At 70.0% G+C, this 20,589-nt stretch carries 19 protein-coding genes; 14 read left to right on the top strand and 5 right to left on the bottom strand.

Features of this window, described 5'->3' with window-relative positions; all coding sequences use genetic code 11:
- Positions 1-10: 10 nt before the first annotated feature.
- The 10 genes from H7F49_RS01170 to H7F49_RS01125 all read left to right on the top strand — a co-directional run bounded on the left by H7F49_RS01170 (position 11) and on the right by H7F49_RS01125 (position 10,580).
- On the top strand, positions 11-1,408 hold the full coding sequence (locus tag H7F49_RS01170; RefSeq protein WP_185681716.1) for a DUF1501 domain-containing protein: 1,398 nt from the start codon (positions 11-13) through the stop codon (positions 1,406-1,408).
- On the top strand, positions 1,408-2,064 hold the full coding sequence (locus tag H7F49_RS01165; protein WP_235981512.1) for a lytic transglycosylase domain-containing protein: 657 nt from the start codon (positions 1,408-1,410) through the stop codon (positions 2,062-2,064). The genes H7F49_RS01170 and H7F49_RS01165 overlap by 1 nt, the downstream gene beginning before the upstream one ends.
- A gap of 41 nt (positions 2,065-2,105) precedes the next feature.
- Complete coding sequence (locus H7F49_RS01160) at positions 2,106-2,453, top strand: TrbC/VirB2 family protein (RefSeq protein ID WP_235981602.1); 348 nt, start codon at positions 2,106-2,108, stop codon at positions 2,451-2,453.
- A gap of 4 nt (positions 2,454-2,457) precedes the next feature.
- Positions 2,458-2,733 (top strand): type IV secretion system protein VirB3, encoded by a 276-nt coding sequence (locus H7F49_RS01155; protein WP_185681715.1) that lies wholly within the window; start codon positions 2,458-2,460, stop codon positions 2,731-2,733.
- The gene (locus H7F49_RS01150; protein ID WP_185681714.1) at positions 2,730-5,135 is read left to right on the top strand and encodes a VirB4 family type IV secretion/conjugal transfer ATPase; all 2,406 of its coding nucleotides are present in this window, start codon (positions 2,730-2,732) and stop codon (positions 5,133-5,135) included. Before H7F49_RS01155 ends, H7F49_RS01150 begins: the two co-directional genes overlap by 4 nt.
- Positions 5,132-6,337 (top strand): type IV secretion system protein, encoded by a 1,206-nt coding sequence (locus tag H7F49_RS01145; protein ID WP_185681713.1) that lies wholly within the window; start codon positions 5,132-5,134, stop codon positions 6,335-6,337. The genes H7F49_RS01150 and H7F49_RS01145 overlap by 4 nt, the downstream gene beginning before the upstream one ends.
- On the top strand, positions 6,334-7,128 hold the full coding sequence (locus H7F49_RS01140; RefSeq protein WP_185681712.1) for a TrbG/VirB9 family P-type conjugative transfer protein: 795 nt from the start codon (positions 6,334-6,336) through the stop codon (positions 7,126-7,128). Before H7F49_RS01145 ends, H7F49_RS01140 begins: the two co-directional genes overlap by 4 nt.
- On the top strand, positions 7,125-8,270 hold the full coding sequence (locus H7F49_RS01135; protein WP_185681711.1) for a TrbI/VirB10 family protein: 1,146 nt from the start codon (positions 7,125-7,127) through the stop codon (positions 8,268-8,270). Before H7F49_RS01140 ends, H7F49_RS01135 begins: the two co-directional genes overlap by 4 nt.
- A 19-nt stretch (positions 8,271-8,289) precedes the next feature.
- Entirely contained in the window at positions 8,290-9,243 is a 954-nt protein-coding gene (gene virB11, locus H7F49_RS01130) for a P-type DNA transfer ATPase VirB11 (protein ID WP_328806427.1), read from the top strand.
- Between the two features lie 224 nt (positions 9,244-9,467).
- A complete protein-coding gene (locus H7F49_RS01125) occupies positions 9,468-10,580 on the top strand; it encodes an acyl-CoA dehydrogenase family protein (protein WP_185681710.1) in 1,113 nt (370 codons plus the stop codon).
- A gap of 73 nt (positions 10,581-10,653) precedes the next feature.
- On the opposite strand, the gene H7F49_RS01120 is transcribed toward H7F49_RS01125, so the two are convergent.
- The 3 genes from H7F49_RS01120 to H7F49_RS01110 all read right to left on the bottom strand — a co-directional run bounded on the left by H7F49_RS01120 (position 10,654) and on the right by H7F49_RS01110 (position 13,950).
- On the bottom strand, positions 10,654-11,169 hold the full coding sequence (locus H7F49_RS01120) for a flavin reductase family protein (RefSeq protein WP_328806425.1): 516 nt from the start codon (positions 11,167-11,169) through the stop codon (positions 10,654-10,656).
- Between the two features lie 107 nt (positions 11,170-11,276).
- Entirely contained in the window at positions 11,277-11,798 is a 522-nt protein-coding gene (locus H7F49_RS01115) for an Lrp/AsnC family transcriptional regulator (RefSeq protein ID WP_328806424.1), read from the bottom strand.
- Between the two features lie 16 nt (positions 11,799-11,814).
- A complete protein-coding gene (locus tag H7F49_RS01110) occupies positions 11,815-13,950 on the bottom strand; it encodes an NAD(P)/FAD-dependent oxidoreductase (RefSeq protein WP_185681708.1) in 2,136 nt (711 codons plus the stop codon).
- Positions 13,951-14,127: 177 nt separating this feature from the next.
- On the opposite strand from H7F49_RS01110, the gene H7F49_RS01105 reads away from it, so the two are divergent.
- From H7F49_RS01105 to H7F49_RS01090, 4 genes are read left to right on the top strand one after another with little or no spacing between them, the layout of a single operon-like run.
- Positions 14,128-14,901 (top strand): SDR family NAD(P)-dependent oxidoreductase, encoded by a 774-nt coding sequence (locus tag H7F49_RS01105; RefSeq protein WP_185681707.1) that lies wholly within the window; start codon positions 14,128-14,130, stop codon positions 14,899-14,901.
- 54 nt (positions 14,902-14,955) lie between these two features.
- The gene (locus H7F49_RS01100) at positions 14,956-16,443 is read left to right on the top strand and encodes a flavin-containing monooxygenase (protein ID WP_185681706.1); all 1,488 of its coding nucleotides are present in this window, start codon (positions 14,956-14,958) and stop codon (positions 16,441-16,443) included.
- Positions 16,444-16,468: 25 nt separating this feature from the next.
- The gene (locus H7F49_RS01095; RefSeq protein WP_185681705.1) at positions 16,469-16,867 is read left to right on the top strand and encodes a VOC family protein; all 399 of its coding nucleotides are present in this window, start codon (positions 16,469-16,471) and stop codon (positions 16,865-16,867) included.
- 52 nt (positions 16,868-16,919) lie between these two features.
- The gene (locus tag H7F49_RS01090) at positions 16,920-17,588 is read left to right on the top strand and encodes a TetR/AcrR family transcriptional regulator (RefSeq protein WP_185681704.1); all 669 of its coding nucleotides are present in this window, start codon (positions 16,920-16,922) and stop codon (positions 17,586-17,588) included.
- Here H7F49_RS01090 and H7F49_RS01085 read toward each other — a convergent pair.
- Together H7F49_RS01085 and H7F49_RS01080 are read right to left on the bottom strand one after the other, a co-directional pair.
- A complete protein-coding gene (locus H7F49_RS01085; protein WP_328806423.1) occupies positions 17,585-19,066 on the bottom strand; it encodes an acyl-CoA reductase in 1,482 nt (493 codons plus the stop codon). The genes H7F49_RS01090 and H7F49_RS01085 overlap by 4 nt on opposite strands.
- Positions 19,063-20,484 carry a hypothetical protein gene (locus H7F49_RS01080; RefSeq protein ID WP_185681703.1) on the bottom strand — a complete coding sequence of 474 codons (1,422 nt, stop codon included), beginning with the start codon at positions 20,482-20,484 and terminating at the stop codon, positions 19,063-19,065. Before H7F49_RS01080 ends, H7F49_RS01085 begins: the two co-directional genes overlap by 4 nt.
- Positions 20,485-20,589 lie beyond the last annotated feature (105 nt).

The following is a 20,589-nucleotide window of genomic DNA, read 5'->3' as shown; positions in this document are numbered from 1 at the left end:
AGAACCGACGATGACCATGGACCAGTCGCGCCGCGCCTTCCTCAAGCGGGCCTCGATGCTTTCGATGGCCGGGGGAGCCGCGCCTTTCGTGATGAACCTGGCGGCCATGGGCGAGGCCGCCGCCGCCACCGCCAGCGACTACAAGGCGCTGGTCTGCGTGTTCCTGTTCGGCGGCAACGATTATGCCAACACGCTGGTACCCTATGATTCCACCCAGTACGGGGTCTATCGCACCCAGCGCGCCGGCCTCGCCCTGGCGCAGAGCGTGCTGGACCCCACCGTGCTGCGGCCATCGATCCCGCTGGCTTCGGGTGCGCAGTATGCGCTGACTCCGGGGCTGGCCAAGCTGCTGCCGATCTTCGATGCCGGCAAGATGGCGGTGATGCTCAACGTCGGCACGCTGGTCCAGCCGACCACCAAGGCGCAGTACAACGCGCGCAGCGTGCCGCTGCCGCCCAAGCTGCTCAGCCACAACGACCAGCAGAACTACTGGCAGGCCTCCGGGCCCGAAGGGGCCACCTCGGGCTGGGGCGGACGGATCGGTGACCTGCTGCAATCGGGCAATGGCACCTCGACGCTGACCTGCATCAACGTGTCGGGCAACGCCGTCTTCCTGACCGGCAAGGCCGCGGTGCAATACTCGATCACCAACTCGGGGCCGATCGGGCTGACCGCGCGGACCAGCCTGAACGGCTCGGCCGCGGCCTCGACCCTGCTGCAGTCGCTGATCGGGGGATCGGTGGCGGGCAACCACCAGTTCGGCACGGCACTCGGCACGATCGGCTCGCGCGCGCTCGGGCTCTACACCCAGGTGACCGGGGCCCTTGCCCAGGCGCCGACCATCGCCACCCCTTTCCCCGCCGCCGCCGATCCGTCGAGCAGCCTTGGCGCGCAATTGCAGACCGTGGCCCGCCTGATCGCGGTCAGCCAGCAGCTTGGCGCCAAGCGCCAGGTGTTCTTCGTCTCGACCGGCCGTTACGATACGCACGACGGGCTCGGCACGCTCCATCCCACGCTGATGACCAACCTCGGCGATGCGCTGCGCGCGTTCTACGACACCACGGTCGAACTGGGCGTCGCCAACCAGGTGACCACCTTCACCGCCTCGGATTTCGGCCGGGCGCTCACGGCCAACAACGATGGCAGCGATCACGGCTGGGGCTCGATGCACTTCGTGCTGGGCGGCGCGGTCAAGGGCGGGCGCTATTACGGGATCAACCCCACGCTGGCCAACGGTGGTCCGGACGACATCGGCCAGGGCCGCCTGATCCCGACCATGTCGGTCGACCAGTATGCCGCCACCCTGGCGAGCTGGTTCGGCGTCGCTGCCTCGGACCTTGCCACGGTGGTCCCGAACATCGGCAACTTCGCCGGATCGGCGCTGGGCACCAACGTCGGGTTCGTCTGATGCGCCCAAGGTCCATCCTGCTGTCCGTGCTGATGCTTGGCCCGATCGCCAGTCCGGCGGCCGGCAAGGTCTATCAGATCGAGGCCGACGGCACGGTGCTGGTCCGCCAGGCCGGGGCGGCCGTCGGGTGGGAACGGGCCGATGGACGCGGCCGGAAACCCGCTGCGGCCGCCTCGGCCCGGCCCACCCGAACCGCCTTCGCCGCGTTCGAAGCGCGGGTCGAGCCCGGCTCGGTCGCCCCGGCCCCCGCCACCGCCCCGAAGGGCACGCTGGACGGCAATGTCCTGCTGCACCAGGCCGCCTCGCAGGCCGGGCTGCACCCGGCCGTGCTCGAGGCGCTGGTCTGGCAGGAGAGCCGCTGGAAACCCGGCGCGGTCTCGCGCAAGGGCGCGATCGGGCTGACCCAGCTTATGCCGGACACGGCCCGCGCCCTGGGCGTCGATCCGCGCGATCCGGTCGCCAACCTCAACGGCGGTGCGCGCCATCTGCGCAGCCTGCTCGACCGGTTCGACGGCGATCTGGTCAAGGCCCTGGCGGCCTACAATGCCGGCGCGCGCCGGGTCGAGGCATGGAACGGTGTGCCGCCGATCGCCGAGACGCAGAATTATGTGGCCAGCATCCTCGGCCGGCTTCAGCGCACCCCGCTGAGCCGCTAGGATCGGACCATGGACTTGGGGACGACAGAACGATGAGCGCGATGCGGATGATGGGGAATGGCGGCGCCGAGTGGCTGGCGCGGCAGCACCGGCTCTGCCTGGCGGCTGCGCTGGGCGTGCTGTCGGGTGCCGAGCCTGCCTTTGCCCAGGGCACGGACCCGGCCGGGTCGGGCCCGATCGTCGCCGCGCTGGGCTGGATCCAGGGCACGCTGATGGGCAACGTGGCCACGGCCGTGGCGGTCATCGCGGTGGCCATGGTCGGCTTCATGATGCTGACCGGGCGGATGAACTGGCGCTTCGGCGCCACCGTGATCCTGGGCTGCTTCATCCTGTTCGGCGCCGCCTCGATCGTCTCGGGTATCCGCGCCGCGGCCAGCGTGGCGAACTGAGCCGATGCACCGTATCCCCGTCTTCCGCGCGCTGACCCGCCCGCAGATGTTCGGCGGGGTGACCTACAGCTTTTTCATCGTCAACGCGGCCGTGACGACCGAAGCCTTCCTCATCACCCGATCGTTCCTGGCCCTGCCGGTGGCGCTGGTGGTCCACGCGATCGGCTATCTCGCCTGCCTGCGCGAGCCGCGGATCTTCGATCTCTGGCTCACCCGGGTGAGCCGCTGCCCGCGCGTGCCCAACTGGCGCCGCTGGGGCTGCAACAGCTATTCGCCATGAGCGCGGCCGCCGCGTTTCGCGGGCCCGCCGCCTGGTGGCGACGCGAGGCCCGGGCGGGCGACCGCCTGCCCTATGCGGCGCTGGTCGATCCGCGCACGCTGCGTCTGCGCGACGGTTCGCTGTTGCAGGCCCTGCAGATCACCGGCCTGCCGTTCGAGACCGCGGAAGCGGACCAGCTCGACCATCTGCTGGCGGTGCGCGACGTGATGCTGCGCGCCGCGCTCGATTCCAGCTTCGTGCTGTACCACCATGTCGTCCGCCGGCGGGTCGAGGTCGAGGCGGGCGGCACCTTCGCCAATCCCTTCGCCGGAGCGCTCGATCGCGCCTGGCAGGACCGGCTGCGGCAGCGCCGGCTGTTCGTCAACGACCAGTACCTGACGCTGGTCCGCCGCCCGCCCCGCGGCAAGACCGGCTGGCCGGAGCGCATCGGGCGCTGGTTCGGGCGCGGCCTGCAGCGGGGATCCGGACGCGCCGATCCGGTGACCGACCTTGCCCCGCAGCGTGAACTCGATGCCGCGATGCAGGCCCTGGCCAGCGGTCTCGCGGCCTATGGGGCACGCCCGCTCGGCGCCTATGCCACTCCCCATGGCGAGGCGAACGAGCTGCTCGAATTGCTGTCCCTGCTTTACAACGGTGAGCTGAAGCCGGTGCTGACCCCGGCCGAGGGCACCGACATCGGCCACCACCTGCCCTATGCCCGGGTCAGCTTCGGGCTCGACGCGGTGGAGACCCGGAGCGGCGGCTGGCGCGACTTCGCCGGGCTGCTCGGCGTCAAGGAATACCCGCCGACCACACGCGCCGGCATCCTCGACGGGGTGCTGCGGCTGGAAAGCGAATGCGTCCTGACCGAAAGCTTCGCGCCCGTGGACCGACAGATCGCACGCGAACGGATCGACCTGTCGGTCCGCCGCCTGCGCGCCGCCGATGACGACACCGCGACCGAGCGGCGCGAGATGCTGCTGGCCAAGGACGCGCTGGTCAGCGGCCAGACCGGGTTCGGCGATCATCACCTCAGCCTGCTGGTCCGCGCCCCCAGCCTCCCCGCGCTCGACCTCGCCGTGGCCGAGGCGGCGACGGTGCTGGGCGAGACCGGGGCCGTCGTGGTGCGCGAGGACGTCAACCTCGAGCCCGGCTTCTGGGCGCAGTTCCCCGGCAACGAGGACTTTGCGGTGCGCCGCGCGTTGATTTCCACCGGCAATGCCGCCGGGTTCCTCTCGCTCCATGGCTTCCCGTTGGGCCAGAGCGGGGGCAACCACTGGGGCGAGGCGATCGCCCTGTTCGAAACCACTGCCGGGACGCCCTACTTCTTCAATTTCCACGAGGGCGACCTCGGCCACTTCACCGCGATCGGCCCATCCGGCTCGGGCAAGACCGTGGCGATGAACTTCCTGATGGCCCAGGCCCAGAAGGTCCGACCGCGCACCGTGCTGTTCGACAAGGACCGCGGCTCGGAGATCTTCGTGCGGGCGCTCGGCGGGCATTATGCCCGGATCGAGCCGGGCCAGCCGACCGGCTTCAACCCGCTGCGGCTTCAGGACACGGCCGCCAACCGGGCCTTCCTGGCCGAATGGCTCGCGGCCTTGGTCGCACCCCGGGACAGCGAGGAGCAGGCGCTGATCGCCGCGGCGGTCGACATCGCCTTCCAGAACGATCCGGCCTTGCGCCGGCTGCGCCATTTCCACGAGCTGCTCGCCGGGCGGCGGCGGCCCGAGGAAGGCGATCTGGCCTCGCGCCTGCGGCCCTGGATTCACGAGGGGCCCCACGCCTGGCTGTTCGACAACGAGGTGGACGCGCTCGATCTCGATCAGGCGGTGCTCGGCTTCGACATGACCGCGCTGCTCGACAGTCCGGTGCTGCGCACCCCGACGATGATGTATCTGTTCCATCGCATCGACCAGCGGCTGGACGGCGAACCGGCGATGATCGTGATCGACGAAGGGTGGAAGGCGCTGGACGACGCGGTCTTCGCCGCCCGCATCCGCGACTGGCTCAAGACCCTGCGCAAGCGCAATGCGGTGGTCGGCTTCGCCACCCAGTCCGCCCGCGACGCGCTCGACAGCCGGATCGCCAGCGCCATCGTCGAACAGACCGCGACCCAGATCTTCCTGCCCAATGCCAAGGCCCGCGCCGAGGACTATTGCGACGGCTTCGGCCTGAGCGCGCACGAGCTTGAGCTGATCCGCGCCCTCCCCGCCGCCGGGCGCTGCTTCCTGGTGCGCCATGCCCAGCATTCGGTGGTGGTCCGGCTGGACCTGTCGGGTGAGCCCGCGCTGCTGACCGTCCTGTCGGGCCGCGAGGCCAGCGTGCGGCGGCTCGACCATCTGCGCGAGACCCTGGGCGATCACCCGGGCCAGTGGTACGAACCCCTGACCGGAGCCCCCTGGATGGGAGCCGGAGCATGACCCCCGCTTGCCCGCCCCTGCCGGCCGACGGCTTTGGCTCGGTGCTCACCGCGCTGCGCTCGGTCGATTGCCAGTCGGGCCAGGCCGTGGCCGTGGCTTTCGACCGGCTGTTCGGGCAGCACGGCGCGCTGGGCCAGGCGCTGACCATCCTGCTGACGATCTATGTCGCCCTGTTCGCGCTGAACCTGCTGGCCGGGCGCGGGCGGCTGACCATGGACATGCTGACCCCGCGCATGCTCCAGCTCGGGCTCGCCCTGACCTTCGCCACCTCATGGGTGGCTTACCAGAGCGTCGCGTGGAACCTCCTGGTCGAGGCGCCCGATCAGGTCGCCAGCCTGCTGCTCGGCACCAAGGGCAGCGCCACCCAGCTCTTCGCGCTGCGGCTCGACGGGCTGTTCGACGTGCTCGCCCGCTCGGCCCAAATGGCCCAGGGCGCCAATGCCATGGCCCCCGCGCCGGGCAGCCCGGTGCCGCAGTTCGCCGGCACCCCGGCGCGCCCGGCCGACCTCTTGTGGCTGGCCAGCCTGTTGCTGCTGCTCGGCACCGTCGGCGTGCTGGTCGTGGCCCGGATCGCGCTCGCCGCGGTCATGGCACTGGGGCCGCTGTTCATCGTCCTGGCCCTGTTCCGCGGCACGCGGGGACTGTTCGAGGGCTGGCTGAAGGCGGCGCTGATGCTGGCGATCACCCCGATCCTCGCGGTGCTGCTCGGCGGCGCGACGATGGTGATGATCAATCCGATGATCGGGGCGCTCGTCCAGGCCGGGGGCCAGGTCCCGATCGGCCTCGCCGCGTCGATCTTCCTCGCCGCCTTCGTCTATGTCGCGCTGATGGTCCTGGCGACGCGGGCAGCCCGGCTGATCGCGGGATCGTGGCACCTTGGCGGACGGGACCCGGCGGGCGCCGTCGCCGTGCCACTTGCCTCCCCGCTCGCCGCGCCAGGTGCCGGGCCCGCCCCCCTGGCCGGCGATCCGGCCCTCGGCGACGAACGGCTGCGGGGCACGATCGTGGCGGCCGGTGCGCGGGACCAGGACCTGGCGATCCGGCTCGACGGCTCCGCCGTGCGGGCCTGGTCCCCCCGGTCGGGTCAGGGTGGCTCCGGCGCAGGCCCGGAGAGCGAAGCCGGCCCCCTCCCCTCGCGCCTCGATCCGCGCATCCGTCCGGCGACCCAGATCAGTCGCGCCCGTGCAAAGGCTCCCGCATGACCGTGCGTTTCCCTTCCCTCCTGATCGCTGCGGCCCTGGCCACGGGCGCGGCCGTGGCTCCGGCGGCGGCCGACCCGCGGATCGAACGGGTGCGCTACGATGCCGACCGCGTGGTCACGCTGCGCGGCCAGAGCAATGTCCAGACGATGATCGAGTTCGCCCCGGACGAGCGGATCGAGAACATCGCCGTGGGCGATTCGGCGGCCTGGCAGGTCACCCCGAACAAGCGCGGCAACCTCCTGTTCCTCAAGCCGCAGGGCGCTCGGGCACGGACCAACATGACCGTGGTCACCGATCAACGCCGCTACCTGTTCGAACTGGTCAGCGCGGGCGCCGGGGTGCGGCCAGTCTACGTGCTGCGCTTCACTTATCCCGAGCCCTTGCTGCTGCTTCCCGCCGCTGCGCCGGGCGCGGGCGAAGCTGTATCCGGCCCTGCGACCGGCGCGGCCACGGCCTCTCCGGCGGGCGCGGCCGCCGTTCCGCCTCGTCCCGCCGAGCCCCCCCGCAACACCGCCTGGCGCGTCACCGGAGACCGGACCCTCGCGCCCGAGGCGGTGTCTGACGATGGCCAGGCCACCTATCTGCAGTGGAGTGCGGCCCGCGACCTGCCGGCGATCCTGGCGGTCGGCGCCGACGGTCAGGAAGGCCCGGTCAACTTCACCGTCCGCGAGGGCACGATCGTGATCGACGGCGTGGCGCCGCGCTATGTGCTGCGCATCGGCAAGGCCAGTGCCGTTCTGGCCCGGCTGGCTCCGCTCACGCCCGGCGATACCGTGGAGCGCACAAGATGACCCGGCTCCCTTCCCACAAGGCCGCGCATCCGGATGCGACGGACCCGCGCCTCGCGCTCGATGGCGATGACCTGGCCGAAGCCTCGACCAACGCCTATCCGGTGGTGGCAGGCCAGTTCGCGCGCCGCGATCGTGCCGGGCTGCTGTTCGGTGCCGGGATCGCGATGCTGCTGGGCGCCGTGACCCTGTTCGGCCTGACCGTCTCGCGCTCGGCCGCGACCGCGCCGCGCGGCACGGCCAGCGACGCAGCGGCCGTGGCCAGTGCCGTCCCGGCGGGAACCGCGGCGACAATGGGCGCGGTTCCTCCGTTGGCGCAGCCGGTGCTCGCACCGACCCCACCGGCCGCCGGTCTGACCGTACCGCCGGTCCCCCCGGTGATGATGCCCCCGGCCGTGCCCAATGCCGAGGCGCCCCGCGCGCCCGCCCTGGTCTTCGATGCCCCGGGGGTGGGCGAAGGGGCGGGCGGGGCGCCCGTCGCCGCTGCTCCATCGGTCGAAACGCCGCGTCCCGCCCCGCGGGCCATGCCGGAGGGTCTGACCCCGGACGAACAGTTCGTCCGCCGTCTGGCCGGCGAGGGAACCAGCGCCAGCGCCACACCCATGGCGGCGCCCGGCGAGACGGTGGCCCAGGGCACGCTTATCGCGGCCGTGCTCGAAACCGGGATCAACTCGGATCTGCCGGGCTATGTCCGCGCGGTGATCAGCCGCGAGGTGCGCAGCTTCGATGGTCGCAAGGTGCTGATCCCGCGCGGATCGCACGTCATCGGCGAGTACAAGAGCGGCCTGGCGGTCGGCCAGACCCGCGCCTTCGTCCTCTGGACCCGGCTGCTCCGGCCCGACGGCGTGTCGGTGGCCCTCGGTTCCCCGGCCACCGACACGGCTGGCAGCAACGGCCTGCCGGGCAAGGTCAACAGCCACTTCGGCAAGCGCTTTGGCGCGGCGATCCTGATGTCGCTGATCAGTGCCGGCGGCCAGGCGATCGGCGGCGGCGGAGCGGTGATCATCGCGGCGCCCTCGCAGGCCGCCTCGACCGCCGCCCAGCGCGACATCATGATCCCGCCGACCGTCAGGGTCGCCGCCGGGACCCCGATCCGCATCTTTGTCGCGCGCGATCTCGACTTCTCGGGCTTCGACGGAAAGTGAGCCGGCAGAGGCCGATGCCGTGACCGAGGGCGTCTATCTCGCCGCGCTGCTCGCGCCGTTCCAGCCCTGGCTGGAGCGCGACGACGTGACCGAGATCATGGTCAATCGCCCGGGCGAGGCTTGGATCGAGACCTCGGGGGCCGCCGGCCTGCAGCGCGAGCCGGCCCCCGCGATCGATGATCGGCTGATCGAGCAACTGGCCTACCAGATCGCGCGAGAGACCCACCAGGGGATCAATCGCGAGCGCCCGGTGCTGGCCGCGACCCTGCCCGACGGCGCCCGCATCCAGATCATCGCGCCGCCGGCCACGCCCCGCCACTGGTGCCTGGCGGTGCGCCGCCATCGCCTGCGCGACGTGCCCCTGAGCGACTTCGCCGCGGGTCCGGTCACTCCGCCCGCCCGGCCGGTGTTCCGCCGGGCTGAGGCGCTGCGCGATCCGGTCGGCTTCCTGGCCGAGGCGGTCGCGGCCCGCGCCACCATCCTCGTCAGCGGCGGCACCTCGAGCGGAAAGACCACCTTCCTCAACGCCCTGCTGGGACTGGTCCCCGCGGACGAGCGGGTGATCGTGGTCGAGGATACGCCGGAAGTCCGGCTGCGCCATGCCAATGCCGTCCAACTGGTGGCGGTGAAGGGCGAGATGGGCGAGGCGCGGCTCAGCACCAACGATCTGCTCCAGGCCTCGCTGCGAATGCGGCCCGACCGGATCGTGCTGGGCGAGCTGCGTGGCGAGGAGGCGGTCAGCTTCCTGCGCGCGATCAACACCGGCCACCCCGGCAGTGTTTCGACCATTCATGCCAACTCCCCGGCGGCGGCGCTGGAGCAGCTCGCGCTGATGGTCATGCAGGCCGGGCTTGGCCTGTCGCATGACGAGACGATCACCTATGCGCGCAGCGTGATCGATGTGGTGGTCCAGCTCGACCGCAGCGGCGGGCGCCGCCAGGTCAGCGACCTCCTGATCTGCGCCGGGGACTGACGCCGCTTCCTCGCGCTGTCAGCCCGAAGGGCACCACTCCGATTGCCATTCCAGCCCGACAGGGTCGCGGTGCCGGGTGCGCCCACATGGGCCCGCACCTGACGAATTCGCGCGACCATTCGGTTTGCAATTGCGCGTATCGGCCATTTCATCTAGATAGAGGCAACGAATGCGCATCGATTCACTCAGCGATGTGCGCAATAGATAAGTCGAGAGGATAGACCATGGCCATTTCCGCTGCCACGCTGGACCTCGTTGCCACCCGCGCCGACCAAGGCCGCCGGGACCGGAGAATTGCGCAGGACGTGGTCGACGCGCTGACCGCCGAGGGATTCTTCCGCCACTTCACCCCTGCGAGCTATGGGGGGCGCGAGGGCAAGCCGCAGGATTTCTTCACCGACCAGATCGCCTTGGCCGAACGCGACATGAGCACGGCCTGGGCCATGGGCATCATCGCGGTGCATAGCTACCAGATCGCCCTGATGGACCGCCGCGCCCAGGACGAGGTCTTTGCCGATGGTCCGGATGCGATGGTCTCCTCGTCCTACAACCCCGTGGGTGCCAAGGTCGAAGTGGTGGACGGCGGGGTCATGCTGTCGGGCCGCTGGGGCTGGTCGAGCGGCAGCCTGCACTGCAACTGGGTGCTGCTCGGCGGGATCGTCCCGGGCGAGGGGCACCGCACCTTCCTGGTGCCGGCGAGCGACTACCGGATCGAGGACACCTGGCACACCATGGGCCTGCAGGGGACCGGATCGAACGACGTGGTGATCGACACGCCGGTGTTCGTTCCCGACTACCGGTCGCACAAGCAGCTCGACGGCTTCAACGGTATCCACGAGCAGAGCAATCCGGTCTACGACCTGCCCTGGGCCCAGACCTTCATCCGCGTGGTCAACACCAGCGCGATCGGCGCCGTGCGCCATGCCATCAACCTGTTCCGCGCGCGGATCAACCTGGGCTCGACCGACACGACCAAGAGCAGCACCGATCCCGACGTGCTGGACCGCATCGCCCGCGCCGCCGAACTGGCCGAGAGCAGCGCGCGCACGATGATCGCCAATTTCCGCGAGATGGAAGCGGCCGGGTGGAAGCCCGCCCTGATCGACCGGGTGCGCTATCGCTACGACGCCGCGCTGGTTGCCGATCGCTGCATCGAGGCGATGGAACTGCTGATGGACGTGGCCGGCGGGCGTTCGGTCTTTGCCGGAAACGATCTGCAGAACCTGTGGCTCGATGTCCGGATGGCGCGTGCCCACGTCGCCAACAACCCGGTCGGCTTCGCCCGCAACTATGCCAAGGTGCTGATGGGCGGCGAGAACACCGACTACTTCCTGTGAATCGAAACGGCTCCCGGGGCAGCGCCCGGGTTCGGCGATCGAACCCGGGCGCTTGTCCCATGCGCCATCGCCCTCAGGCGGTGACCAGCGGCTGCAACCGGCCGAGCGCGCCGTTGCCCCAACCGAGCACGTCGTCACCCTCGGCGGCATAGAGTGCGTCGACGCGGCCGATGATCAGATCGTGGGTGCCATGCGCCACCCGCTCGCTGATGGTGCAGAACAGGTTCGCCGCCGCCCCGACGATGTACCACAGGCCGCTGGGATCATGCCGCTGCCAGTCCGCCTGGGTGAAGCGGCTCGCGCGCTCGGCGGGATCGGCGAAGGGGCGCATGTGCGCATCGAGCCCCGAATGAAGCAGGTTGATGCAGAACTGTCCGCTCTCCACCAGCGGTGCATGGGCCGAGGCCGACCGGTTGACGCAGATCGCCATGGCCGGGGGTTCGAGGCAGACCGGCATCAGGGCCGACATGGCCAGTCCGATCGGCTCGCCGCCATCGGTGGTGCTGGTCACGATCCCGACCGGCGCCGGCATGTGGCGAAGCACGCGTTTGAGACGCTGGTCGATCGGCAGGGTGGAGATATCGCTCACGTCATCCTCATCAAAATTGGTCGTTCAACCACGTCAGCGCGCAATCATACATGATTTGCGCTGAACGGCACATATTTTCCTACGCAAATCGTGCAGGAACGCCGCCTTCAGGCGTGCCTGGACGGTTCCACCGGCCCGGTTTCCTCTGACACGAGGATCGGGGCCACGTCGAATGCGTACTTGGCGATGTCCACCACCACGGCGGGCACCACCATCCTGATCCCGGCTATGGGCGACAGGCGGTCCAGCAGGAAGCTGTCCAGATCGCCATAACCGCGCAGGGCCACCAGCAGATCGATATCGTGCCGTCCCGTCACGAGATGGACCGCCAGGACCTCGGCCAGGACGGCCAGATCGGCAGCCACGGCCGATGCCGGGCGCCCCGCTACGGTGATCGTCAGGCGCAGCAGGACCGAGACGCTATGAGCGGCAAAATCGGACACCGCGACCACGCGCAGCTGACCGGCCTCCTCCATCCGGCGGATGCGGGCGGAGACCGTGGCCGCGCTCAGACCGAGCCGGTCGGCGAGCTGCAGGTTGGACGCCCGTCCATCCCGGCGCAGCTCCGCGATGATGTGCCGATCGATGGCATCGGGCGCGCGACCCGGCCGGCTGGTATCGCCCGACACGACCGCGCGTCGCGGATCAGGCGGCGCTGGCCACGGCCCGGACCGCTTCGCCCGCGCCCCGGATCGCCCCTTCGATGTAGCCCACGCCCAGCGCATCGCCGACGCTGTGCACGGTGAAGCCCTCGCTCTCGAGCGCCTGCGCCAGGCTGAGATCGCCTTCGGCGCCCCGGGCAACGATGACGTGATCGGCCGGAACGGTGCGCGCTTCGCCCTTGACATCGGTGAACGAGACGCTGTCCTTGCCGATCGTCACCCCGGTCGCCCCGCCATGGAGCCCCACGCCGTGCTCGGCCAGTTCGGCCAGCAAGCGCATCCGCCGGACCAGGGTCAGGCCCTTGCCGAGCCGGGGCGCCTCCTCGATCACCTGGACCTTGCGGCCGCGCTCGGTCAGGAACTCGGCCAGCTCGAGCCCGACCAGCTCGCCGCCGATGATCGCGATCGATTCGCCCAGCGGCATCCAGGTGTGGGTCGCCTTGCGCACCAGCGCGAGATTGGCCGTGGCGCCGGTCGCCGCCCCGACCTTGGTGGCAAGGCGGGTGAACAGGCCGGTCTTGCGCTTCAGCTCGTCCGAGCTTTCGCCCAGCATCATCCGTCGCATATCGTCGCCCGAAAACACGTGGTCCTGATCGTTGCCCGGGATCGGCGGCATCCCGCGGTTCGCCCCGGTCGCGACGATCACATGCCGGGCGCCGATCTCGCGCAGCAATGCCGGCGTGGCAACCGTGCCCAAGCGCACCTCGACCCCGGCATCCCGCACCTCGCGCCGCAACCATTCGAGGATGCGCTCGTTCGGCTCGTAGGCCAGGCTGGCGAACCGCAGGGTCCCGCCGAGACGGTCGGACTTTTCGATCAGGGTGACCTTGTAGCCCAGCCCGGCCAGCTTGCGGGCGGCCTCCATGCCGCCCGGGCCACCCCCGATGACCGCGACCGGAGCGGCGCCGGCCGGCGCCGGTCCGGGTTCGCCGCGGAATTCGAAGCTGAGCGAGGAGTTGACCGCGCAGCGCGCCGGCTCGCCCATGTAGATCGCGCTGACGCAGGTGTAGCAATAGATGCAGGGCCGCACCTTGTCCGGCTCGCCCGCGGCGAGCTTGGCGGGCAGGTGCGGATCGGCCAGCAGCTTGCGCCCCATCGCGATGAAATCGGCCTCGCCCCGGCCGATGGTCTCGTCGGCGGTGGCCACCTCGATCCGGCCCGATCCGATCACCGGGATCGACACGACCTTGCGCAGCTCGGCCGTGGCCGGAAGGTTGGTGTTCTCGACGTGGGGGATGTTCGATTCCGAATGGAGCTTGCCCTGCCCGGTGTCGTGATAGGCGGTGACGGTGATCGCATCGACCCCGGCCGCCTCAACCAGGCGCGCCGCCTCCTTCGCCATCTCCATGGTGATACCGCCCGGCTTGCCCACTTCGCGCGAGTCGAGCTTGATCCACAGCGGAAAGTCTCGACCCACCTCCGCGCGGATCGCGGCGATCACCTCCAGCGTCAGGCGCAGGCGGTTCTCGACGCTGCCGCCGTACTGGTCCGTGCGGGTGTTGGTGTAAGGCGAGGTGAATGACGACAGCAGGTAGCCATGGCCGCCGTGGATCTCGATGCCGTCGAACCCGGCCTCCTTGGCGCGGCGGGCACCGGCCGCGAACTGGCTGACCGCCAGATCGATATCGGCCTGTTCCAGCACCTTGATCTCGGGCGCCTTCATCCCGGCGAGCCGGGCAAGCTCCTCGGTCAGGAAATAGTCGGTGAAATTGCCCTTGGGCGCCGGCGGGATCGCCGGACCCCACAACGGATGGCCCCAGCGCGCGTGCGAATAGCCCGCGACGAAACCACCATGGTGCAACTGGGTGGCGATCTTGCCGCCCGCGGCGTGGACCCGGTCGGTCAGTTGGCGCAACCCGGGAATGAAGCGGTCGTCCGAAATCGCGGTCTGGCCCACCGCCACCGCGCCAACCGGCCAGGCCACCCCGGCCACGCCGCAGATGATCAGGCCCGCGCCGCCGCGCGCCTGTTCCTCGTGGTAGGCGATCAACTGTTCCCCCACGGTGCCATCGTCCTCGGACAGGCTGACACCCATCGCCGTCACCGCGATGCGGTTCTTCAGCTCCAGCGTGCCGATGCGGCCCGGGGCCAGCAGATGGGGATAGAGGTTCGAGGCCATGGCCGTCTTGGTCCTTCAGTGGAGCGCGGGAGGAACCCGGCGCGCTGATCTGGCATCAGATGCAGTCGGCCGGCGAATGGAGCGCATTTATCCTCTTCCCTAGCCGTTTTGGCTTGCCATTGCGTAATCAATGCGGGATCATTCTACGATAATCAAGAGGAATGGCGGGGGCGACGGATGCGCGACAGGTTGGCCGGACGGGCCATCATCGTGGTGGGAGCCGGAACCGGGATCGGCGCCGCCACGGCCGAACGGCTCTGCGCGGAAGGCGCGCGGGTCTGCCTGGCCGACATCAACCTGGCTGCCGCCGAGGCCCTGGCCACCCGACTCGCGAGCGAAGGGCACGAGGCCTTCGCGGTCGAGGTCGACATCGTCGACGAGGCCTCGGTGCAAGGCGCCTTCGCCGCCGCGGTGGAGCGGCTTGGCGGCCTCGACGGGGCCCATGTCAACGCGGCCGACCTGCGCACGATCTTTCGCGACAGCGACGCCCTAGCGGTCGATCTCGACGTGTTCGACCGCACCCTGGCGGTCAACCTGCGCGGTCACCTGCTGTGCACCCGGGCCGCGCTGCCGCACCTGCTGGCCAGCGCCCGCGGCGGCGCGATCGTCTACACCAGTTCCGACGCGGCCGATGCGGGCGAGCCGGAGCGGCCGAGCTATGCGGTGTCGAAGGGCGGGATCAATGCGCTGATGCGCCATGTCGCCAGCAAGTGGGGCAAGCACGGCCTGACCGCCAATGCCATTGCCCCGGGCTTCGTGATGACCCCGGAAATGATCGCCGGGGGCCAGGTGCCGGAGGACTGGATCGCGCACTGCATCCGCGCCACCCGCAGCACCCGGCTGGGCCAGGCCAGCGACATCGCCGCGATGGCGGCGCACCTGCTTTCGGAGGACGGCCGCTGGATCACCGGCCAGGTGTTCCACGTCAACGGCGGTGCGGGATTGTATTGAGCGGAGCGGGCCAGCTGCCGGCCTTGATCGACCACGGGAGAAGGAACCCAAGCGATGACGGACCCCACCCCTTCCGGACTGCGCTTCGCGGTCGTCGGCGCCGGCATGGCCGGCATCCTGGCCGCGATCAAGCTGCAGGAGCGCGGTGAGCGCTACACCGTGTTCGAGAAGGCCGGACGGATCGGCGGCACTTGGCGGGAGAACCGCTATCCCGGGCTGACCTGCGACGTGCCGGCCCATGCCTACACCTTCTCCTTCGCGCCCTACCCCGAGTGGAGCGCGCTCTATGCGACCGGGCCCGAGATCCAGCGCTACTTCGAAGGGCTGGTCGACCGGTACGGCATCGGGCCCGCGATCCGCTTCAACGCCGAGGTGACCGGGCTCGACTGGGACGAGACCGGTCACACCTGGACCCTGACCCTGGCCGGAGGCGAGCGTCAGGTGTTCGACGTGGTGATCGTCGCCTCGGGGGTGCTGCACCATCCGCGCCTGCCCGAGATCGAGGGCCTCGACAGCTTCGCCGGACCGGCCTTCCACACCGCGCGCTGGAACGACGACGCGCCGATCGCCGGGGCGCGGGTCGGGTTGATCGGGTCGGGCTCGACCGGGATCCAGATCGTCACCGCGATCAACAAGCAGGTCGATCGGCTGGTCCATTTCCAGCGCTCGCCGCAGTGGATCATGCCGGTGCCCTACCACACCTATTCCGACGAGGACCGCGCCGCCTTCCGCGCCGATCCCGCGTTGATCGACGCGATCCGGTTCTCGGACGAGTACATGGGCAATGTGCGCCGCTTCACCCGGGCGATCATGGACATCGACGGCCCCGACATGAAGCAGGTGGAGGACATCTGCCGCGAACACTTCGAAACCTCGCTGCCCGAGGGCGAGCTGAAGGAAAAGCTGCGGCCCAATTATCGCGCGGCGTGCAAGCGGCTGATCTATTCGTGGTGCTATTACCAGGAGGTCCAGCATCCGGCGGTCCATGTCGAGACCGGACGGATCGCGCGGGTCGAACCGCAGGGGGTGCGCATGGCCGACGGCACCCTGCATGAGCTGGACACATTGATCCTGGCCACCGGCTTCCAGGCCGATCGCTTCATCCGCCCGGCCGGCGTGACCGGCCAGGGCGGACTGACGCTCGACCAGTTCTGGGCCCGCCGCCCGACCGCGCATTATGCGGTGACGCTGCCGGGGTTCCCCAATTTCTTCATGCTCAACGGCCCGACCGGTCCGGTCGGCAACTTCTCGCTGATCGACATCGCCGAGCGCCAGTGGGACTACATCGACCAACTGGTCGACCTCATCCGACGGGGGGGCGCCCGCTCGGTCGCTCCGTCGGTGGCCGCCCACGCCGATTACGAGGAACGCCGCATCGCCGCCGCCCGGCGGACGATCTTCGGATCCGGCTGCACCAGCTGGTACCTCGACGATGAGGGCGTGCCGGCAAGCTGGCCCTGGTCCTACGACGACTTCGCCGATGCGATGAGCCGGCCGCGGCTGGAGGAATACGATCTGTTCGGAGGCCAGGTGCCGGCCTGACCCGCACCCCTTCAAGGAGAAGGCAATGACCGCACTCGGTCTGTTCACCAAGCTGATCTGTCGCGACGAGGAGGCGATGGCCGCCTATTACGGCGCGGTCTATGGCCTTGACGTGGTCCAGCGCGTTGCCGGCGACAGCGATGGCGAACCCTACCGCGAGGTGATCCTCGCGCCCGGAGGCGACTGGACCAAGGGGTCGCTGGTGATGTTCAACTTCACCGCGCGCGAGGCCCCGCGCGACCAGCAGGTGATCCTGGGTTTCACCGTGGCCGATCTCGACGATCTGGTCACGCGGATCGAGGCCAACGGCGGCCGGCTGGTCGGCCCGATCCGGAACGAGCCGGAGCACGGCGTAAGGGTGGTCTTCTCGGTCGATCCCGAGGGCGCCCTGTGTGAGAACGTGCAGATGCTGGGCGGGCACTGAGTGGCGTCCCGCTCGCTTTGCATTCCGGCGGGCGGCGCGGCATGGTTGCCCCATGACCATGCCGAACGCTCCGCTGTCTCCCCTCCGGCGTCCCCCCCGGCATCCCCCCCGGCATCCCCATCGCCCCGCCAAGGGTGAGCGGACCACGGCGCGCATTCTCGACGAGGCCGAGGCGCTGTTCGCCCAGCACGGCTTTGCCGGGACGTCTTTGCGCGATATCGCCACGGCCGTGGGCATCCAGCAGCCGGGCCTGTACCGCCACTTCGCCGGCAAGGAGGAGCTTTACCGGGCCGTGTTCGAACGCGCGCTGCGTCCGCTGTTCGATCTGATGGACGGCGTTCTCGCCCAGCCCGACCTGACCGCCGTGCCCGCCGACCTGACCGACCGCATGATCGACCTGCTGGCGCTGCACCCCAACATCGCGCGCTTGCTGGTCCGCGCCGCCACCAGTCCCGCGACCGAAACCGATGCCATCGCCGTGCAGTGGCTTGGGCAACTGGTCGACTATGGCCGCCGGCTGACCCGCAAGGCCGGCTATGACATGGCTGATGGCCTGCTGGGCCTGCAGGTCATCGCCGTGTTCAATGTGCTGTTCGGCTATTTCGCCGCGGCGCCGCTGCTGCAGTCGCTGCTCGGCGCGGGATGCGCGGAGCCCGAGCTGCTGACCGAACAGAGCCGCTTGGTCGGCGGTCTGATCGCCGCTTTCGGACGGCCCGGCTAGCGCGGTTCCTGACCCGCCCGGAACGGCGCGAAGGTTTCCGCGCCCAGATCCTCGTCGGTGATCCACTTGACCATGCGGCGGAGCGGCTCGATCCCGTCCTGGGGACCGGGCGTCTGGTCCAGCCCGGCACCGCCCAATGACACCAGCCGCTGGGCTCCCTGCCAGGCCAGCCGGTCGCGGACCGATGCCTTCAGCCTATCGGGATAGATGCCGATCGTCTGGGTATAGGCGTTGACCGACAGGATCGCCTCCTCGACCCGGTCGATCGGGACGATGTTGCCGACCCGGCAGGCCAACTGGCGGGCGAAGTCCACCGGGGCGCCGTCCTGCGACACGATCAGCGCGCCCTCGTTCCCCTGGCCACCGAACACGCGGTAGGCATCGGGGACAAAGGCCAGCGCGGCGATCTCCTCGCGCAGGTCGCGGTCGAAGGCCTTGTGCGGAGTGGACACGCTGTCGGGCAGGCGCTGGAGCGCAGCGTAAGTCGCGGCGCCAAGCCGGTTCGCCCGTTCGAGACCGGCCGGATCGGTGCCCGACAGCACATAGATCACCCGGGCGTTGACGCAGCCCTCCTGGTTCATCGTCCCGATGTCGAGCGCCAGCCGGAGCGCCACCTCGTGCAGGGTCGCCTCGTCGGCGAAGGCCTCGGGCCCGATCAGCGAGGACGAGTGCTTGGGGTCCAGCGTGATCAGGTCCAGCCCCGGCTGCAGGTACTGCGTCAGGTGCCGGATACCGGCGAAACCGCCCCAGGCGACGATCTTCTCGATCCGGCGGGGATCATACAGCGCGTCCTCGATCCGCGCATCGCCGCCCTTCCAGTAAGCCACGCTGGTGTGTCGCGTGATCGGGTGCCCGGGATCGAGCTCGATCATGGTCCGGACGATAGCCGCGGCGGTCAGCGGATCGTTGGACGGGGTCTTGATGATCGCATCCGACCGGGTGATCGCATTGCGCAGCACGGTCGCGACGCCGACCACCGGCACATTGCCCGCAATGATATGGACCGCGCGCGAGCCGACCGCGCGGATCCGCAGGGTGCCGTGGCGGTTGCGTCCGCGCGGCTGCTCGACCCAGCCGTTGAGGTAGTCCAGCCCGACCATTCGCTCGGCCACGTCGCGCACCGCGTCGGGCTGGAGCATGCCGGGAATGCCGCGATAGTACTCCACCAGCAGGCTGCGCGACAGGCCCGAGGTGTGGCAGGCCAGCGCGAAGGCCTCGGCCAGGTGGGGATTGGTCGCGGGATCGAGCCGTTCCCCCAGCGCGGCCAGGAACCGCTCGATCTCGGCGAACGGCAGGCCGGCGATGTCCGCCATCCGCGACGGCGTGGACAGGACCAGCTTGCCGAGGTGCCCGGCCACGTCCGGCGCGGTGAAGGACACCCCGCCGCGCCGCCCGCCGAAGGCCATGTCCCCGCCCTCGACGATCTCGCCGCGCAGCAGCAGCGGCACCCGGTAGCTGGCCTCCGCCGCCGCGCTCACCGGGCCTGCTCCAGCAGGAAGTCCACCGCCCGGTCATGGGCCTCGGGCGCGCCGGCGCAGTTGATCTTGTCGTCACCCCCGCGCGCCTCGCTGAAGCGGCGGATCTCGGGGTGGAGCCGCGGACCGGTGCGGCCACAAGCGCAGGGCACATCGTCGCAACCGCTCAGGGTCACCTCGTCGCCGGTCACGAACCCGCCCCAATAGCTTTCCGGCACCAGGTCCATCAGCGCCAGCCGACCGGTGTGGGTGCCCTGGCGCGGGAGGCAGGCCCCGGTCTCGGGATCGAGCACGAAGGGCACGACCAGCGGCGGGAAGTGGAAATGGCCCGCCTCGCAGCGGGGCGCATTGGCCATCAGTTCGCTCATCCCGAAGAATTCGAAGTGGCGCTCGAACCCGAGGAACTCGAAAATCCGGTCCTTGTAGTCGGGCGGCAGGACGCGGCCCTTCGATCCGCCGCCGGTGGTCAGGACGCTGCCCGGCCCGAACAGTCCGCGCAGCCCGCGCTGCAGGCCCTCCTCGGCCCATTCGAACAGGATCGGCCAGACCGCGAAGAGGAACACGTCCTGCCCGGCGAAGCGGCGCGAGGCCTCGGCGAAGAAGCGGTCCATGTCCTCGGCACGGCTCGCCTCCCGGGCCGCGAACTCGGCGCGGCGGGCCAGCAGGGCGGGCGAGATCTGCAACTGCCCCATCTCGCCGCGCGCCTCGGCCGCCTTGATCCGCCCGGCGAGCGAGGCGACATCTGCGCTGAACCAGGCGTCGGGATAAAGGAACAAGGCCTGGTCGAGCCCGCCGGCATAGTCCTGCGCCATCCGGGCCATGCCCCGCGCGATCGAGCTCGCACCCAGGCGATAGGATGGCGAGATCACCGGCCGCCGTTCGACCAGCAGGTCCGGGCCCGAACCGTGGCCGTGGAAATCCCGGATCGCCCGGGCATTGAGCGCCACCGCCAGCGGCGTATGGGCCTTGGTGCGCGGCAGGAACGACAGCTTGCCGCTGGTTCCGAAGGTGTGGATCACGGCCAGCTCGGTCTGCGCGTCGAGCCGGCGCACCCAGTCATCGATCGTGTCGATCCCGGCGCTGTCGAAGCCGGACAGATCCAGCGTGGTCAATCCGTCCAGCCACCGCGTCAACCGGTCGAACCGACCCTGTTCGAGGAAGGACAGCGGATAGGACTTGTAGACCGTGTGCGGGAACAGCAGCGGCACGACATCCTCGAGCCAGGTGATGTCGGCCAGGCCCTGCTCATCGGCCAGGCGGCCCAGCGCCCCGATCGGCCCGCGCAGCGCGGCGAAGCGATCGCGCAGGGAGGCAAGCTGGAGCGGCTCGCGCTCGGCGCGGGCCATCCGGTAGCCTCGCCCGAAATCGCCCTCGAGCAGGGCAGCCAGGCCAGGGTGGAGCTGGGCGGCGGCAATGGACATTGGGCAGGCTCCCGCAAAGTGGTGTCGGGAAGCAGCCTGGCCGAGCGTGATGCAGCGCGCATCCGCCAAATGGATGATGCCGCACGACCAATCCGATGGGCCGCC

Source organism: Novosphingobium aerophilum (assembly GCF_014230305.1).
Classification (GTDB): Bacteria; Pseudomonadota; Alphaproteobacteria; order Sphingomonadales; family Sphingomonadaceae; genus Novosphingobium; species Novosphingobium aerophilum.
Note: the sequence above shows the minus strand (reverse complement) of the source record. Positions and strands in the feature narration are given on the sequence as shown.